This is a genomic window from Saccharopolyspora sp. 7B, from assembly GCF_020177435.1.
Taxonomy (GTDB): Bacteria; Actinomycetota; Actinomycetes; order Mycobacteriales; family Pseudonocardiaceae; genus Saccharopolyspora_C; species Saccharopolyspora_C gregorii.
Map to the genome: position 1 here is coordinate 1 of NZ_JAIUKC010000138.1, position 15,831 is coordinate 15,831.

At 73.6% G+C, this 15,831-nt stretch carries 12 protein-coding genes; 7 read left to right on the plus strand and 5 right to left on the minus strand.

Features of this window, described 5'->3' with window-relative positions:
* The first annotated feature begins 152 nt into the window (after positions 1–152).
* Positions 153–803 (plus strand): amino acid ABC transporter permease, encoded by a 651-nt coding sequence (locus tag LCD33_RS21120; protein WP_224955355.1) that lies wholly within the window; start codon positions 153–155, stop codon positions 801–803.
* On the plus strand, positions 800–1,666 hold the full coding sequence (locus LCD33_RS21125; RefSeq protein ID WP_224955354.1) for an amino acid ABC transporter permease: 867 nt from the start codon (positions 800–802) through the stop codon (positions 1,664–1,666). The genes LCD33_RS21120 and LCD33_RS21125 overlap by 4 nt, the downstream gene beginning before the upstream one ends.
* Before the next feature lie 22 nt (positions 1,667–1,688).
* On the opposite strand, the gene LCD33_RS21130 is transcribed toward LCD33_RS21125, so the two are convergent.
* A complete protein-coding gene (locus LCD33_RS21130; RefSeq protein WP_224955353.1) occupies positions 1,689–2,318 on the minus strand; it encodes a transporter substrate-binding domain-containing protein in 630 nt (209 codons plus the stop codon).
* A gap of 354 nt (positions 2,319–2,672) precedes the next feature.
* Here LCD33_RS21130 and edd point away from each other — a divergent pair, with 354 nt between their 5' ends.
* From edd to LCD33_RS21150, 4 genes are all read left to right on the plus strand, one after another.
* Positions 2,673–4,532 (plus strand): phosphogluconate dehydratase, encoded by a 1,860-nt coding sequence (edd, locus tag LCD33_RS21135; protein ID WP_224955352.1) that lies wholly within the window; start codon positions 2,673–2,675, stop codon positions 4,530–4,532.
* An 82-nt stretch (positions 4,533–4,614) separates the two neighbouring features.
* On the plus strand, positions 4,615–5,238 hold the full coding sequence (eda, locus tag LCD33_RS21140) for a bifunctional 4-hydroxy-2-oxoglutarate aldolase/2-dehydro-3-deoxy-phosphogluconate aldolase (protein WP_224966425.1): 624 nt from the start codon (positions 4,615–4,617) through the stop codon (positions 5,236–5,238).
* A 323-nt stretch (positions 5,239–5,561) separates the two neighbouring features.
* On the plus strand, positions 5,562–6,962 hold the full coding sequence (locus tag LCD33_RS21145) for a polysaccharide deacetylase family protein (protein WP_224955350.1): 1,401 nt from the start codon (positions 5,562–5,564) through the stop codon (positions 6,960–6,962).
* A gap of 26 nt (positions 6,963–6,988) precedes the next feature.
* Positions 6,989–7,732 carry a hypothetical protein gene (locus LCD33_RS21150; RefSeq protein ID WP_224955349.1) on the plus strand — a complete coding sequence of 248 codons (744 nt, stop codon included), beginning with the start codon at positions 6,989–6,991 and terminating at the stop codon, positions 7,730–7,732.
* A 22-nt stretch (positions 7,733–7,754) separates the two neighbouring features.
* On the opposite strand, the gene LCD33_RS21155 is transcribed toward LCD33_RS21150, so the two are convergent.
* The 4 genes from LCD33_RS21155 to LCD33_RS21170 all read right to left on the minus strand — a co-directional run bounded on the left by LCD33_RS21155 (position 7,755) and on the right by LCD33_RS21170 (position 10,904).
* A complete protein-coding gene (locus LCD33_RS21155) occupies positions 7,755–8,438 on the minus strand; it encodes an HAD family hydrolase (protein ID WP_224955348.1) in 684 nt (227 codons plus the stop codon).
* Positions 8,439–8,564: 126 nt separating this feature from the next.
* Positions 8,565–9,053 carry a regulatory protein RecX gene (locus tag LCD33_RS21160; RefSeq protein ID WP_224978193.1) on the minus strand — a complete coding sequence of 163 codons (489 nt, stop codon included), beginning with the start codon at positions 9,051–9,053 and terminating at the stop codon, positions 8,565–8,567.
* A 389-nt stretch (positions 9,054–9,442) separates the two neighbouring features.
* Positions 9,443–10,486 (minus strand): recombinase RecA, encoded by a 1,044-nt coding sequence (gene recA, locus LCD33_RS21165; protein WP_224955347.1) that lies wholly within the window; start codon positions 10,484–10,486, stop codon positions 9,443–9,445.
* 223 nt (positions 10,487–10,709) lie between these two features.
* On the minus strand, positions 10,710–10,904 hold the full coding sequence (locus LCD33_RS21170) for a DUF3046 domain-containing protein (protein ID WP_224955346.1): 195 nt from the start codon (positions 10,902–10,904) through the stop codon (positions 10,710–10,712).
* Positions 10,905–11,128: 224 nt separating this feature from the next.
* Between LCD33_RS21170 and LCD33_RS21175 the strand changes: the two genes are divergently transcribed.
* Positions 11,129–15,718: an ATP-dependent helicase gene (locus tag LCD33_RS21175; protein ID WP_224955345.1), complete on the plus strand. Its 4,590-nt coding sequence runs from the start codon at positions 11,129–11,131 to the stop codon at positions 15,716–15,718.
* The last annotated feature ends 113 nt before the right edge of the window (positions 15,719–15,831 follow it).

Here is a 15,831-nt window from a genome sequence, read left to right on the forward strand (position 1 = left end):
CGCGCGGGGGGGCCCCCCCCCGGGGGGGGCGCCCCGGCCCCCCCCCCCCCGGGGCGGGGGCGGGCCCGCGTCCTGTCGGCCGCGGCCGGGGGGGGGCCCCCCCCCCCCCCCCCCCCCCCCCCACCTCCCTGTCCGCAGAGCCGGAGAGAACCGTGCACGTCATCACCGACAACCTGCCCCTCTACCTGAGCGGGCTCCTGCGAACGCTGCAGATATGCCTGTACGCCGGGCTGATCGCGCTGGTCCTGGGGACCGTGATCGCGGCCTTCCGGGTCGCACCGCTGCCCCCGCTGCGCGCCACCGGGACCTCGTGGGTCACCGTGTTCCGCAACTGCCCGCTGACCGTGGTGCTGTTCTTCATGGCCTTCGGGCTGCCCGAACTGGGCCTCAACGGCTCCTACTTCTGGTTCGGCACCATCGGGCTCGCCCTCTACACCTCCGCCTTCGTGTGCGAGGCGATCCGCAGCGGCATCAACGCCGTGCCGCCCGGCCAGGCCGAAGCGGCCCGCGCCATCGGCCTCGGCTTCGGCCAGGTCCTGAGCCTGGTCGTGCTCCCGCAGGCGATCCGCACCGTGGTGCCGCCGCTGGGCAACGTCTTCATCGCGATGATCAAGAACTCGGCGATCGTGGGCGCGTTCGGCGTCGGCGGGGACCTGTTCGCCGTCGGCGACACGCTGACCTCGGCGCGCGGCGAGGCCGTGCTGCCGGTGCTCATCGGCGTGGTGCTCGGCTACCTGGTGATCACGATCCCGGCCGGGCTGCTGCTCGGCGCCCTGGAGCGGAAGGTGGCGATCGCCCGATGACGAACTCCGTGCTCTACGAAGCCCCCGGGCCCGCCGCCAAGCGGCGTTCCCTCCTGCTCAGCGTCGCCGTCGGCGTCGTGCTGGCCGCGGTGCTGGCCTGGGTGCTCTACACCCTCGGCGCCAACGACCAGCTGACCGTCGACAAGTGGGGTCCGCTGATCGACCCGACCGACGGCACCTTCGCCCCGCTGTGGACGCTGATGGGCGTCGGGCTGGGCAACACGCTGCTGACCGCCGTGCTGGCGATGGCGTTCTCGCTGCTGGTCGGCACGCTGCTGGCGGTGTCCCGCATCGTCGCGGCCCGCTGGTACCGGTGGGCAGTCGTCGGCGTCGTCGAGCTGCTGCGCGGCGTGCCGGTGGTCATCGCGGTGTTCTTCGCCAGCCGGGTGCTGCCCTCGTTCGGGCTGGACATGTCGGTGATGTGGTACCTGGTCATCGGCCTCACCGCGTACAACTCGGTGATCATCGCCGAGATCGTGCGGGCCGGGATCCAGTCGTTGCCGCGCGGTCAGGGCGAAGCCGCCTACGCGATCGGGATGCGGCGCTCGCAGGTGCTGCGCACCGTGCTGCTGCCGCAGGCGTTCCGGGCGATGCTGCCCGCGCTGATCAGCCAGCTCGTAGTGATCGTGAAGGACACCTCGCTGGGCTTCATCATCTCGTACGTCGACGTGGTGCGGCAGGGGCAGATCGTCATCCAGAACCTGAACAACCCGATCCAGACGTACTTCGTCATCGGCGTGCTGTTCGTGGTGCTCAACTACGCGCTGAGCCGGGCGGCGGTCTACACCGAGCGCAGGCTCAGCCAGGGCCGCAAGGGTGGCGGCACCGCCGCCCGCGCCGCCCAGGCCCAGGCCGCGGAGTGATCCGGTCCCGCCCCGTCCCGCCTCAGCGCGGGGCGGGGCGGGCCTGCACGCCCTCCGCCGCGAGGGTCTCGTCGTAGGCGCGCTGCCAGGTGCCGTCGCCCACCGCGGCGTCGAGCGCGGCGGTGATCCGGTCGTGCAGCGCTTCATCGCCGGACTTGATGCCCAGGTAGTGCTCGGTCCCGTCCGCGGTCACCGCGTACGGGCCGACCGCGTCGACGCCCGACTCGCCCGGTTCGGCCCCGCCGACCAGCAGGTCCACCTCACCGCGCGCCAGCGAACCGTCGCGCAGCGTCGGCGGCAGCATCCGGTAGGAGATCTGGGTCCGCGGGTCCAGGCCCAGCCCCTGCGCCACGAGCTCGGCCACCTCCACGTCGAAACCGCGGTAGCGGCTGCCGTCGCGGGTGGCGAACCGGGGTTCCTCGGCGCGCAACCCCACCAGCAGCGAGCCGCGCTGGCGCACCTCCTCCAGCGTCGCCGAGCCGCCCAGCTCGACCGGCGGCGGGGGTGCGGCACCGGGCCGCGGGGACGCGGCCGGCGGGGCCACCGGGGCGGGAGTGCTCGGCGGCGGCTGCTCCGGTTCACCAGTGCCCGCCGAACATCCGGCCAGGGCCATTCCGCCAGCGAGCACCACTGCCACCACTCCCGTGCGCATGCGCACCATCCTGCCAGCCGAGCGGATCACGGCGGGGCGCGTCGGCGAACGCGCCGCACCCGTCCGGGGCGCTGGGAAAACCCCAGAACCCGGTTCGGGACGGCGGGGCGATGGGGCTTGCCGGGTGCTCCGGCAGCACTGCCACGCGGTGCGGAGCACCGCAGCTCAACGGCACAGCGAACGGTGAGTACATCCGCTAGTCATCCGAACGACAGGTAGTGTTCACACTCGCAACGAATTCTGGATCGGTTTTGACTTCCCCGTCACACCCGTTAGTGTGGCTGCCGTCACGAAGGCGCCAACGTCGTCGCCCCGCACAGCGCTCATCAGCACTGATCGCTCAGGAGGCGAGGAATGGCGACGCACGCGGCCATCCATCCCGTCGTTGCTCGGGTCACCGAGCGCATCGCGCAGCGCAGCGCGCGCACCCGGCGCGAGTACCTCGAACGCATCGACTCCGCCGCCGCCGACGGCCCGACCCGCGCCGGGATGCCCTGCAGCAACCTGGCCCACGGCTTCGCGGGCTGTAGCGGCGCCGACCGGATCGCGGTGCGCGGCGAGACCAAGCCGGGCGTGGCGATCGTGTCGGCGTACAACGACATGCTCTCCGCACACCAGCCCTACGACGAATACCCCGCGTGGATCAAGGACGCGGTGCGCGACGCGGGCGGCGTCGCCCAGTTCGCCGGCGGCGTCCCCGCCATGTGCGACGGCATCACCCAGGGCCGCGCGGGCATGGAACTGTCGCTGTTCTCCCGCGACGTGATCGCGATGGCCACCGGCGTCGCGCTCTCCCACGAGATGTTCGACGGGGCGCTGCTGCTCGGCGTGTGCGACAAGATCGTGCCCGGGCTGCTCATCGGTGCACTCGCCTTCGGCCACCTGCCGACGATCCTGGTGCCGGCCGGACCGATGCCCTCCGGGTTGCCCAACGGCGAGAAGAGCCGCATCCGGCAGCTGTTCGCCGAGGGCAAGGCGACCCGCGAAGACCTCCTCGAAGCCGAATCGGCCTCCTACCACTCCCCCGGCACCTGCACCTTCTACGGCACCGCGAACTCCAACCAGCTCGTCGTCGAAGTGATGGGGCTGCACCTGCCCGGCTCCAGCTTCGTCGCGCCCGGCACCCCGCTGCGGCGCGCCCTCACCGACGAGGCCTCGCGGCGCGTCGTGCAGCTCGCCCGCGGCGAGGAGCGCACCCCGATCGGCCGGTTGCTCGACGAACGAGCCCTGGTCAACGGCGTCGTCGCGCTGCTCGCCACCGGCGGCTCCACCAACCACACGCTGCACCTGCCCGCCATCGCCGCCGCCGCGGGCATCGAACTCACCTGGGACGACTTCGCCGAGCTCTCCGCCGTCGTGCCCTCCCTGTCGCGGGTCTACCCCAACGGCTCCGCCGACATCAACCACTTCGCCGCCGCCGGAGGCGTGCAGACCCTCATCGGCCAGCTGCTCGACGCCGGACTGCTGCACCCCGACGTGCACACCGTCGCCGGGTACGGACTCGACCGGTACCGGCAGCAGCCGTTCCTCGACGACGGCGAGCTGGTGTGGCGCGATGCCCCCGCCGACAGCCTCGACCCGGACGTGCTGCGCGGCGTCGACGACCCGTTCGCGCCCGACGGCGGGCTGCGCGTGCTGCGCGGCAACCTCGGCAGCTCGGTCATCAAGGTCTCCGCGGTCAAGCCGGAGCACCGCGTCGTCACCGCGCCCGCGCGCGTCTTCGACGACCAGCACCGGTTCACCGAGCTGTTCCGCACCGGCGAACTCGACCACGACGTCGTGGTCGTCATCCGCAACCAGGGGCCGCAGGCCAACGGCATGCCCGAGCTGCACGGGCTCACCCCCGCGCTCGGCGTGCTCATGGACCGCGGACACCAGGTCGCGCTGGTCACCGACGGACGCATGTCCGGGGCCTCCGGCAAGATCCCCGCCGCCATCCAGCTCACCCCCGAAGCCACCGCGGGCGGACCGCTCGCGCGGGTGCGCGACGGCGACATGGTCCGGCTCGACGCCGAGAACGGCACCCTCGAAGTGCTCGTCGGCGACGACGACTTCGCCGCCCGCGAACCCGCCCCCGGCGCCGTCACCACCCAGCACGGCACCGGCCGCGAACTGTTCGCCGCCTTCCGCCACGCCGTCGGCCGCGCCGACCAGGGCGCTAGCGTGTTCGCACCGCAGCAGCGCACCGACGCGCCGAGCGACCTGCCCGTCTGATCCGCCCGTCCGAAGGACCGCGGGCGGCGCAGGACGACCGACCGCCCGCACCGGCGCTTACCGAGAACAGGTGAACACCGCCATGAACACTGCCTCCGAAGTGCTCGAGCTCAGCCCCGTCGTGCCCGTCGTCGCCCTCGACGACGTCGCCCACGCGGTGCCGCTCGGCCAAGCCCTGCTGCGCGGCGGCATCCGCACCATCGAAGTCACCCTGCGCACCCCCGCGGGTCTGCCCGCCATCGAACGGCTCGCCGCGGAAGTCCCGGAGATCGTCGTCGGGGCGGGCACCATCACCGAGGTCGGCCAGGCCGACAAGGCGCGCGAAGCCGGCGCCCGGTACATCGTCACGCCCGGCGCCACCGACCGGCTGCTCGACGACGTGGACGCCACCGGACTGCCCTACCTCGCGGGAGTCAGCACCGTCGCCGAGGCGATGCGGCTCGCCGAGCGCGGGGTGACCGCGATGAAGTTCTTCCCCGCCGAACCCAGCGGCGGGGTGCCGTACCTCAAGTCCATCGCCGGGCCGCTGCCGCAGCTGCGGTTCTGCCCCACCGGCGGCATCAGCGTCGACAACGCGGGCCGCTACCTGGCGCTGCCCAACGTGGGCTGCGTCGGCGGCTCGTGGCTGGCGCCGAAGCAGCTGCTCGCCGCCGGGCAGTGGGGACAGGTCGAAGCGCTGGCGCGGCAAGCCGCGGCGCTGGGTTGATCCGGTCGGCGCTGGGTTGATCCGGTCGGCGCTGGGCTGATCCGATCGGCCTCGGGCGGTTCGGGTCGGCTCAGACCGGCGGGGCGAGTGCTGATCCGCTGGCCCCGGGGGACTCCGGTGCTGATCCGGTCGCCCTCGGGGCGGCTCTGGTGCTGGTCCGGCGCCGCAGCGATCCGCGGGCGGGGCCGATCCGCCCGGGACGGGCCCGCCGACGGCGCGGTCCTCCCGCGAACGCGGTAGCCGCCGTCCCCTCCGCAGGCGATCCGGCCCGCCCGCGGCGGCTCGTAGCGTCGGGAGGACCTCGACGCTGGGACGGTCACCGAATGCACCTGCGCGCCAACCGACACCGCTCGCCGGAGCCGCACCGCCGGCCCCGGCGAGCGCTCGGCGCCCTGCTGCTCGCCGCGCTCCTCGGCATCGCCGGGGCCAGCCCCGCCAGCGCCGAACCGGACCGCACCCCCGGCTCGGGGACCGTCGTCAGCTTCACCTTCGACGACGGCAGCGTCTCGCAGACCTCCGGCGCCGAAGTGCTGCAGCGGCACGGCATGCGCGGCACCTTCTACATCATCTCCGGTGCCATCGGCAGCCCCGGCTACCTCGGTCACGACGAGCTGCGGCGGATCGCCGACGCCGGACACGAGATCGGCGGGCACACCGTCACCCACCCCGACCTCACCTCCGTCAGCCCCGACGAGATGCGCAGGCAGATCTGCGACGACCGGGCCAACCTGGAGCAGTGGGGCTACCAGGCCACCTCGTTCACCACGCCGTTCAACGAAACCGACCAGAACGTGCGGAAGGCCGTGCAGGACTGCGGCTACAACAGCGCCCGCACCATGGGCGGTCTGCGCGCGCCCGGCGACTGCGCCGACTGCCCCGCCGCCGAATCCACCCCGCCCGCCGACCCGTACGAGATCCGCTCCCCCGGCATGATCCGGCGCGAGACCACCGTCGACGACCTCAAGGAGGCGGTGACCCGCGCCGATGACGCAGGTGGCGGGTGGGTACCGCTGGTGCTGCACCAGACCTGCGAGATGTGCGGGCCCCTCGGGCTCAACCCGCGGGTCCTCGACGAGTTCGCGGGCTGGCTGCACGACCGCGGGACCCCGGTGCGCACCGTGCACGAGATCGTCGGCGGCCGGGTCGCACCCGTGCACCGGGCGTCCCCGCCGCAGGACCGAGACCGGCCGGTCAACGCGTCGCTCGAACACGCCGGGCCGGACGGGCTCCCGATCGGCTGGGAGACCGGCGGCTGGGGGACGAACACGCCGGTGTGGACCAGGACCCGCGACGCGCACGAAGGGCGGTGGGCGCAACGCCTGGACATGACCCGGTTCACCGACGGCGACGCGAAACTCATGTCGACGCTGGACCTCGGCGAGTACTCGCTGCCCGCGCACACCGGGCACAACTACACCCTCAGCACCTGGTACAAGTCGACGGCGCCCACCCAGCTCGCCGTGTACTACCGGGACCGGGTCGGGCAGTGGCGCTACTGGGTGGCCGGACCGACCTTCGCGCCCGCCGAGCAGTGGTCGAGGGCGCACTGGACGACCCCGCCGGTTCCGGAGGAGGCGACCGGGCTCAGCTACGGGCTCGCCCTGTTCTCGCCGGGTTCGGTCACCACCGACGACTACCAGGTGCGGGTCGACGCGAAGGCCACCAACGAGAGCTCCTGCCGCGAACTGGACTGGTGGGTCCCGCGGCGGTGGCTGTGCCCGTGACCGGCCGGGGAACGGGGTGAGCTCGCATGCCGCTGCCCCGGACGCGCGCGGTGGCGGCGCTGACCGCGGCCCTGATCACCGCTTCCTGCGCGGGAGGTGAGCAGGTGCCCGGCCGCCAGTACCCCTGGCACACCGGCATCGTGGCGACCACGTTCTTGGTCGGTGAAGTGCTCGACCCGGACGCCTCCGACGGCAGCCAGGTGATCTCCACCTACGACGCGGCGTGGCAGGAGCACTACGGCGGCTGCGACGGGGTGCTGGTCGACGGCCGGTGCGAGACGGAGCCGCGGACGGCGCACAACGGGTACTTCCCGACCCGGATGGCACCGCGGGAGAACCCGTTCTACCTGGACCTGCCGTTCGACGACCTGAACGATCCGATCGCCTTCGCGCAGCGCGCCGAGGTGGTGCCGTGGAGCCGCGATCCGGGCTACGCCGGGCGCGAGCGGGACCGCGCGTTCAGCTACCTGAAGAACCGCTGGGTGCAGCTCACCAGGGGCGACGCGGTCTGCTACGGGCAGGTGCAGGACGCGGGGCCCGCCGAGTACCACGACGCCCGCTACGTGTTCGGGCCCGACGACGCGCGACCGGTGAACACCCGGTTCAACGGGGCGGGACTGGACGTGTCCCCCGCGTTGAACGGCTGCCTCGGGTTCACCCGGCTCAACGGCGCGCAGGACCGGGTGAACTGGCGCTTCGTGGAGGAGTCCGACGTGCCCGGCGGACCCTGGCGGCGCATCGTCACGACGTCACCGCCGACGCTGTACTGACCGGCGTGCGACCCGCCCGGGATCAGGCCGCGAGCTCGTCGGTGATCAGGGCGAGGGCGTCCGGGATGGAGTCGACGACCGGCACCCCCGCCGGTTCCAGCGCGGACCGGCTCATCACGCCCGTCGTCACCAGCACGCAGCCGGTGCCGACCTTGTCGGCGGCGAGCGCGTCGTCGAGGACGTCGCCGATGAGCACCACGTCCGCCGGCCGCAACCGCTGCGCGGCGAGGTGGTGGTCCAGGTGCTCGGCCTTGGCGCCGCCGCCCACCTCGGTGCGCAGCCCGTCGACGCGCTCGAACAGCGGCAGCAGCTCCAGCTCGGTGATCAACGGGACCAGTTCGTCGTGGAACCACATCGACAGCAGCGACTGGGTGCGCCCGGCCGCCGACCAGCTGTGCAGTTCGTCCGGCACGCCCGGGGCGAGCCGCGCCGTGTGCAGCAGTTCCCGGTAGTGCTCGTGGTAGAGCACGTCCAGCTTGTTCCAGTCCGCTTCGGTCAGCGGACGCTCCAGCAGCCGCTCGTAGCACTGCTGCAGCGGGCGGCTGAACACCGTCCGCCAGTGCTCCAGGTCGATCGGGTCCCTGCCGAACTCGGCGCAGACCGCGTTCACCGCCGCGACCACGGCGTCGTTGTCGTCGAGCAACGTGCCGTTCCAGTCCCACACGATGTGCCGTGCCGCCGTTCCCGCGCCACCACCGACTCGCATGTCACCCCTGTCGATCGACTCCGGACGTCCGAGCGGGCAGCCTAGCGAAGACCGGTGATCTCCGAATCCACCCGCCGGGCGCGTGCTGCGTCACCTCGGGTGCCGTCCGGACCTGGCCGCCCCCGCTCAGGACAGGTCCGGGTCGTCCGCTCGCCCGAGTTCGTCCTTCGCGACCCGGAAGGCGAGGCCTTCGGAGTAGCCCTTGCGCGCGAGCATGCCGACGAGCCGGCGCAGCAGCTTCTCCTGGTCGTCGACCCGGGCGGAGCGGAGCTTGCGGCGCACCAGCTCCCGCGCCCGCTCCTCCTCGGCGTCCGGGTCCACCGCGGAGAGCGCCTCGGCGACGAGGTGCTCCTCGACGCCCTTGCGGCGCAGCTCGTAGCCGAGCGCCTTGCGGCCCAGGCCTTGGTTGCGCTGGCGCTCGTTGACCCAGGCCTCGGCGAACTCGGCGTCGTCGACCAGGCCCGCGTCGACGAACTTCTGCAGCACCGCGTCCGCGACGTCCTCGTCGATCTCCTTGCGCAGCAAGGCGTTCCGCAGTTCGGAGCGGCGGCGGGCGCGCACCGCCAGCAGCCGGTACACGATGTCGCGGGCCGAGGCCTCCGGGGACTGCGGCACGCCCGGCGGACGTTCCTCGCGGCGCTGCCCGCCACGCCGACCGCTCGGTGCGGGTTCGGGTTCGCCGAGTTCGGGTTCGCCGAGTTCGGGTTCGCCGGTGACCAGCTCGCTGCGGCGACGGCGCTTGCCGGTACGCGCGGCGGAACCGTCCGCCGACACGAACTCGGCGGACGCGCCGGTGTCCGGCGAGCTCGCCGCACCGGAGCCGGATTCCGCGGCATCGTCCGGCGAACGGGGCGCGTGGTCCGTGCTGCGCCACACGCCTCGCCCGCCGGAACCGCTGCGCCGCCGAGCCACCGAGCCGGCCCGCTGCCCGCGGGAACCGGCCCGGGAGGACTCGTCGTCCCAGGGCGAACGGGCGGAGTCGTCGTCTTCCGGCACGAGCGGGCTCAGAACTCGACGGGAGCCGGTTCCGCGGCCTGCTCGTCGTCGAGCTTGGCCCCGATGCCGAGCTTCTCCTTGATCCGCTTCTCGATCTCGTTCGCCACGTCCGGGTTCTCCCGCATGAACTTGCGGGCATTCTCCTTGCCCTGGCCCAGCTGGTCGCCCTCGTACGTGTACCAGGCACCGGACTTGCGGATGATGCCCTGCTCCACGCCCATGTCGATCAGCGAACCCTCGCGGCTGATCCCGATGCCGTAGATGATGTCAAACTCGGCCTGCTTGAACGGCGGCGCGGTCTTGTTCTTCACCACCTTGACCCGGGTGCGGTTGCCCACCGCGTCGGAGCCGTCCTTGAGCGTCTCGATCCGTCGCACGTCCAGCCGCACCGAGGAGTAGAACTTCAGCGCCTTGCCACCGGTGGTCGTCTCCGGGCTGCCGAACATGACGCCGACCTTCTCGCGGAGCTGGTTGATGAAGATCGCGGTGGTCTTGGCGTTGTAGAGCGCGGAGGTGAGCTTGCGCAGCGCCTGGCTCATCAGCCGGGCCTGGAGGCCGACGTGGCTGTCGCCCATCTCGCCCTCGATCTCGGCGCGGGGCACCAGCGCGGCCACCGAGTCGATCACGATGCAGTCCAGCGCACCGGAGCGGATCAGCATGTCCGCGATCTCCAGCGCCTGCTCACCGGTGTCGGGCTGGGAGACCAGCAGCGCGTCGGTGTCCACCCCGATCGACTTGGCGTACTCCGGGTCCAGCGCGTGCTCGGCGTCGATGAACGCGGCGGTGCCGCCGAGCTTCTGGGCGTTGGCCACCGCGTGCAGCGCGACCGAGGTCTTACCGCTGCTCTCCGGGCCGTAGATCTCCACGATGCGACCCCGTGGCAGGCCGCCGATCCCCAGCGCCACGTCCAGCGAGATGGACCCGGTGGGGATGACCTCGACCGGCGCCCGCGACTCGTCGCCGAGCCGCATCACCGATCCCTTGCCGTACTGCTTGTCGATCTGGGCGAGGGCCAGTTCGAGCGCCTTGCCCTTGTCCGGTGTCGCTGCCATCGGGGGTCCACCTCGGTCAAGTCGGACTTCGTCGTGTGCGCACGACGCTACGGGTTGGGACCGACACTCCGGTGGATGCCCTGGCCACCCGGTCGCCCGTTCTCCGGCGACGGGGCCCGGTCGAACACCGAGGTCCGGTCCGCGCATCCGATCATAGGCGAACGGATGTTCGATCACCGAGCCGACACGCCAACCCTGTCACCCTTGCGTGTGAAGAACGGGTTCAGCGGCGCGCGGCCGGGACCTCGAAGACGTCGCACAGCGCCAACCACACCTGCTTCGGCGAGTACCCGGCCTCCAGGGCCTGGTCCGCGGTGCGGCCGCCGAGCGTCGACAGCACGTGGTCCTCGGCGAGCATCTCGGCGCGCAGCCTGCCGAACTCCTCGGCCATGCGTTCGCGGAAATCGGTGTGTCGCATCGCGACCAGCCTACCGAGCGCACCGCCGGGTACCGTCGAGGTGTGCTGCCGATGCAAGCGGATCCGACCGGCCTCTCCAGCCCGCTGGGCCAGCTGGTGATCGCCGCGATGCTGCTGGTCGCGATCGTCGTCACCCTCCGCTGGCTCTGGCAGAACCGCCGCCGCTGAGGCCCCCCGCGCGGCGACCGGCGCCGGCTGTCGGTCCGCTGGTCCAGCATGGAGGGGTGGACGACGTGCTGGACCGCTTCTCCCCCGCCACCCGCGACTGGTTCCGGGGCGCCTTCGACGCGCCGACGCGGGCGCAGGACGGGGCGTGGCGGGCGATCGGCGCCGGGGAGCACGCGCTGGTCGTGGCGCCCACCGGCTCCGGCAAGACCCTGGCCGCGTTCCTGTCCGCGCTGGACGGCCTGGCCACCGCACCGCTCCCGGAGGACCCGAAGCGGCGCTGCCGCGTGCTGTACGTGTCGCCGCTGAAGGCGCTGGCGGTGGACGTGGAGCGCAACCTCCGCGCCCCGCTCGCCGGGATCCGGCAGGCCACCCAGCGCCGCGGCGCGGCCCCGCCGGAGATCCGGGTGGGGATGCGCACCGGCGACACCCCGGCCGCCGAGCGGCGCACCTTCACTCGCACTCCCCCCGACGTGCTGGTGACCACGCCCGAATCGCTGTTCCTGCTGCTCACCTCGGCCGCGCGGGAGTCGCTGCGCGGCGTGGAAGCGGTGATCGTCGACGAGGTGCACGCGGTGGCGGGCACCAAGCGCGGCGCGCACCTGGCGCTGTCGCTGGAGCGGCTGGACGAGTTGCTGGCCGCGCCGGCGCAGCGCATCGGGCTGTCCGCGACGGTCCGCCCGGTCTCGGAGGTGAGCACGTTCCTCGGCGGCGGCCGACCGGTGCGCACCGTGCAGCCCGAGCACCCCAAGCAGGTCGAGGTGACCGTGGAGGTACCGGTCCCGGACCTCGCCGAGCTCGGGCAGCCGGCAGGCGAGGTGGACGGCCCGGCCGCCGGCGAGCAGCCGCGCACGTCCATCTGGCCGTCGGTGCAGGAACGCGTCCTGGACCTGGTCGACCGGCACCGCTCCACCATCGTGTTCGCCAATTCGCGGCGGCTCGCCGAGCGCCTCACCGCGGGCATCAACGAGCTCGCCACCGAACGCGCCGGGGAGGCCGCCGAACCGGACCGGTTCCCCGCGGAGGCGGTCGGCGGCTCCGGGATCACCACCGGCGCCGCCGTGGTGGTGGCGCGGGCGCACCACGGCTCCATGTCGAAGGACCAGCGCTCCGTCGTGGAGGAGGAGCTCAAGTCCGGCCGGTTGCCGTGCGTGGTGGCGACGTCCTCGCTGGAGCTGGGCATCGACATGGGCGCGGTGGACCTGGTGGTGCAGGTCGAGGCGCCGCCGAGCGTGGCGTCCGGGATGCAGCGCGTCGGTCGCGCCGGGCACCAGGTGGGCGCGGTCTCGCGCGGGGTGGTGTTCCCGAAGTTCCGCGGTGACCTGGTGAGCTGCGCGGTGGTGGCGGAACGGATGGCGGCCGGGCTCATCGAATCGCTGTCGTTCCCGCGCAACCCGCTGGACGTGCTGGCCCAGCAGGTGGTGGCGATGGTGGCGGTGGAGCCGTGGCCGCTGGAGTCGCTGGCACGCGTGGTGCGGCGGGCGGCCCCGTTCGCGGGGCTGCCGGATTCGGCGCTGCACGCGGTGCTGGACATGCTGGCGGGCCGCTACCCGAGCGAGGAGTTCGGGGAGCTGCGGGCCCGGGTCGTGTGGGACCGGGTGCAGGACGAGCTGCGGGCCAGGCCGGGTGCGCAGCGGCTCGCGGTGACCTCCGGCGGCACCATCCCGGACCGCGGCCTGTTCACCGTGACGACGCCGGGCGACGAGGAGGCCGGGCGCGGCGGGGTGCGGGTCGGCGAGCTCGACGAGGAGATGGTCTACGAGTCGCGGGTGGGCGACACGTTCCTGCTGGGCACCTCGTCGTGGAAGGTCCAGGACATCACCCACGACCGGGTGATCGTGGTGCCCGCGCCGGGGCAGGCCGCGCGGATGCCGTTCTGGAAGGGCGATTCGCCGGGGCGCCCGCTGGAGCTGGGCCGGGCGCTGGGCGCGTTCGTGCGGGAGCTGGTGGCCGCGGACCGGGACGACGCGGTCGAGCGGATGGCGCGGGCCGGGCTGGACGAGTGGGCGCGGGACAACCTGCTGGCGTACCTGGCCGAGCAGCGGGAGGCGACGCGGCACGTCCCGGACGACCGCACGATCGTGGTGGAGCGGTTCCGCGACGAGCTCGGCGACTGGCGGATGGTGGTGCACTCGCCGTTCGGCGCGCAGGTCAACGGCCCGTGGGGGCTGGCGATCGGTGCCCGGTTGCGGGAGCGGCGCGGGATCGATCCGCAGGTGGCGTCCTCGGACGACGGGATCGTGGTGCGGCTCGCCGACGCGCTGGACGAGGGGGGCGCGGACGTGCTGCCCAGCGCCGAGGACGTGCTGCTGTCCCCGGACGAGGTGCAGCAGGTCGTCACCGAGGAGGTGGGCGGTTCGGCCCTGTTCGCCGCCCGCTTCCGGGAGTGCGCGGCGCGGGCGCTGCTGCTGCCGCGACGGGATCCGGGGAAGCGCTCCCCGCTGTGGCAGCAGCGGCAGCGGTCCGCGCAGCTGCTGGCGGTGGCCGCGCAGTACGAGCAGTTCCCGATCGTGCTGGAAGCGCTGCGCGAGTGCGTGCAGGACGTCTACGACGTCCCCGGGCTGGTGGAGCTGATGTCGCAGGTCGCGTCCCGCCGGGTGCGGGTGGTGGAGGTGGAGACGCCGTCGCCGTCGCCGTTCGCGCGCAGCCTGCTGTTCGGCTACATCGGCATGTTCCTGTACGAGGCGGACGCGCCGCTGGCGGAGCGGCGGTCGGCGGCGCTGAGCCTGGACCCGACGCTGCTGGCGGAGCTGCTCGGATCGGAGGCGCTGCGCGAACTGCTCGACCCGGAGGTGGTCGCCGAGGTCGAGCGGCAGTTGCAGCGGCTCGCCCCGGAACGGCGGGCGAAGGACGCCGAGTCCGCGGTGGACCTGCTGCGGTTCCTCGGCGACCTGTCCGCGGCGGAGGCCGAGGAACGCGGAATCCGCCCCGAGTGGCTGGCGGAGCTGCGGGCGCAGCGGCGCGTGCTGGAGGTGCGCATCGCCGGGGAGGCCCGGTGGATCGCGGTCGAGGACGCGGGCAAGGTCCGGGACGCGCTGGGCGTCGCGCTGCCGGTGGGGGTGCCGGAGGCGTTCACCGAGCCGGTGGCGGACCCGCTGGGGGAACTGCTGATCCGGTTCGCGCGCTGCCGCGGCCCGTTCCCGGCCGAGGCCGCGGCGCGGCGGTTCGGCCTGGGTGTCGCCGTGGTGCACGACGTGCTGGACCGGCTCACCGGCTCGGGCCGGTTGGTGCGCGGCGAACTGCGCCCGCTGGAGGCCGGGGGTGGTGGCGCGCTGGAGTACTGCGACGCCGAGGTGCTGCGGCGGTTGCGGCGCGGCTCGCTGGCCCGGCTGCGGGCCGAGGTGGAGCCGGTGGAACCGGCGGCGCTGGGCCGGTTCCTGCCCGCGTGGCACGGCGTGGGCGCCCGGCTGCGGACGGCGCCGACGGTGGACGACGTGTACGCGGTGGTCGAGCAGTTGGCGGGGGCGCCGATCCCGGCGAGCGCGCTGGAGTCGCTGGTGCTGCCCGCCCGGTTGCCCGGGTACTCGCCCGCGCTGCTCGACGAGCTGACCTCCACCGGTGAGGTGTCCTGGGTCGGTTCGGGGGCGCTGGCCGGTGGGGACGGGTGGATCGCGTTCGCTCCGACGGACGTGGCGGACCTGCTGCTGCCCGATCTGCCGGAGGCCGCGGTGGAGAGCGCGCTGCACGACGCCCTGCTGTCCACGCTGGACGGCGGCGCGCAGTTCTTCCGCACGTTGGCCGACCGCGCGGGCGCGGTCCTGGTGGAGCGCGGCGAGCAGGCTCCGGCCGACGACGCGGTGATCGCGGCGCTGTGGGACCTGGTGTGGTCCGGCCGGGTCACCAACGACACGTTGGCACCGCTGCGGGCGCTGGTGTCCGGGAAGGGTGCGGCGCACAAGCCGCGCCGCAGCGCGCCGCGCGGCCGGTACGCGCGGTTGCGCACCGGCCGGCCCGCGATGCCGAGCCGCAGCGGCCCGCCCGCGGTGTCCGGGCGCTGGTCCCTGGCCCCGGCACCGGCCGCGGAGCCCACTCGCCGGGCGCACGCCAGGGCGGAGTCCTTCTTGGAGCGGCACGGCGTGCTGACCCGCGGCGCGTTGGAGACCGAGCGGGTCATCGGCGGTTTCTCCGCGGTGTACAAGGTGTTGCGCGCGATGGAGGAGTCCGGTCGCTGCCGCCGCGGCTATGTGGTGGAGGGCCTGGGGGCAGCGCAGTTCGCGGTCCCCGGGGCGATCGACCGGGTGCGCGCGCTGTCCGGTTCGGACGGCCGGGGGTCCGTGGCGGCCGACGCGGTGGTGCTGGCCGCCGCGGATCCGGCGCAGCCCTACGGCGCGGCGCTGCCCTGGCCGGACGCCGTCGGCGACACCCGGCACCGCCCGGGCCGCAAGGCCGGTTCGCTGGTGGTGCTGGTCGCGGGTGCGGCCGTGCTGTACGTGGAGCGCGGGGGCAAGTCGCTGCTGTCGTTCACCGAGGACGAGCAGGTGTTGCGCGCCGGGGCGGACGGGCTCGCGCGCGCGGTGCGGGACGGTTGGCTGGAGCAGCTGGTGGTGCAGCGGGCGGACGGCGAGGGCGCGTGGGGGTCCCGGTTGGCCGAGGTGCTCACCGACGCGGGGTTCCGCCCCACCCCGAAGGGCCTCCGCCTCCGCGCGTGACCACCCGCCGGATCGTGGCGGGCGGCGGAGCCGGCGAGGCGACCGCTGCGGTCCCGCCGGCCGAGCCCCGCGCGGGAAGGCGGACGGGGCGGTTCCGCCGCCTGCCCCGCCGC

What these genes read in the sequence shown, in the direction of transcription:
- LCD33_RS21125 (WP_224955354.1), top strand. Translation starts at nt 800, where the DNA reads ATGACGAACTCCGTGCTCTACGAAGCCCCCGGGCCCGCCGCCAAGCGG.
- LCD33_RS21130 (WP_224955353.1), bottom strand. Translation starts at nt 2,318, where the DNA reads ATGCGCACGGGAGTGGTGGCAGTGGTGCTCGCTGGCGGAATGGCCCTG.
- edd (WP_224955352.1), top strand. Translation starts at nt 2,673, where the DNA reads ATGGCGACGCACGCGGCCATCCATCCCGTCGTTGCTCGGGTCACCGAG.
- eda (WP_224966425.1), top strand. Translation starts at nt 4,615, where the DNA reads ATGAACACTGCCTCCGAAGTGCTCGAGCTCAGCCCCGTCGTGCCCGTC.
- LCD33_RS21145 (WP_224955350.1), top strand. Translation starts at nt 5,562, where the DNA reads ATGCACCTGCGCGCCAACCGACACCGCTCGCCGGAGCCGCACCGCCGG.
- LCD33_RS21150 (WP_224955349.1), top strand. Translation starts at nt 6,989, where the DNA reads ATGCCGCTGCCCCGGACGCGCGCGGTGGCGGCGCTGACCGCGGCCCTG.
- LCD33_RS21155 (WP_224955348.1), bottom strand. Translation starts at nt 8,438, where the DNA reads ATGCGAGTCGGTGGTGGCGCGGGAACGGCGGCACGGCACATCGTGTGG.
- recA (WP_224955347.1), bottom strand. Translation starts at nt 10,486, where the DNA reads ATGGCAGCGACACCGGACAAGGGCAAGGCGCTCGAACTGGCCCTCGCC.
- LCD33_RS21170 (WP_224955346.1), bottom strand. Translation starts at nt 10,904, where the DNA reads ATGCGACACACCGATTTCCGCGAACGCATGGCCGAGGAGTTCGGCAGG.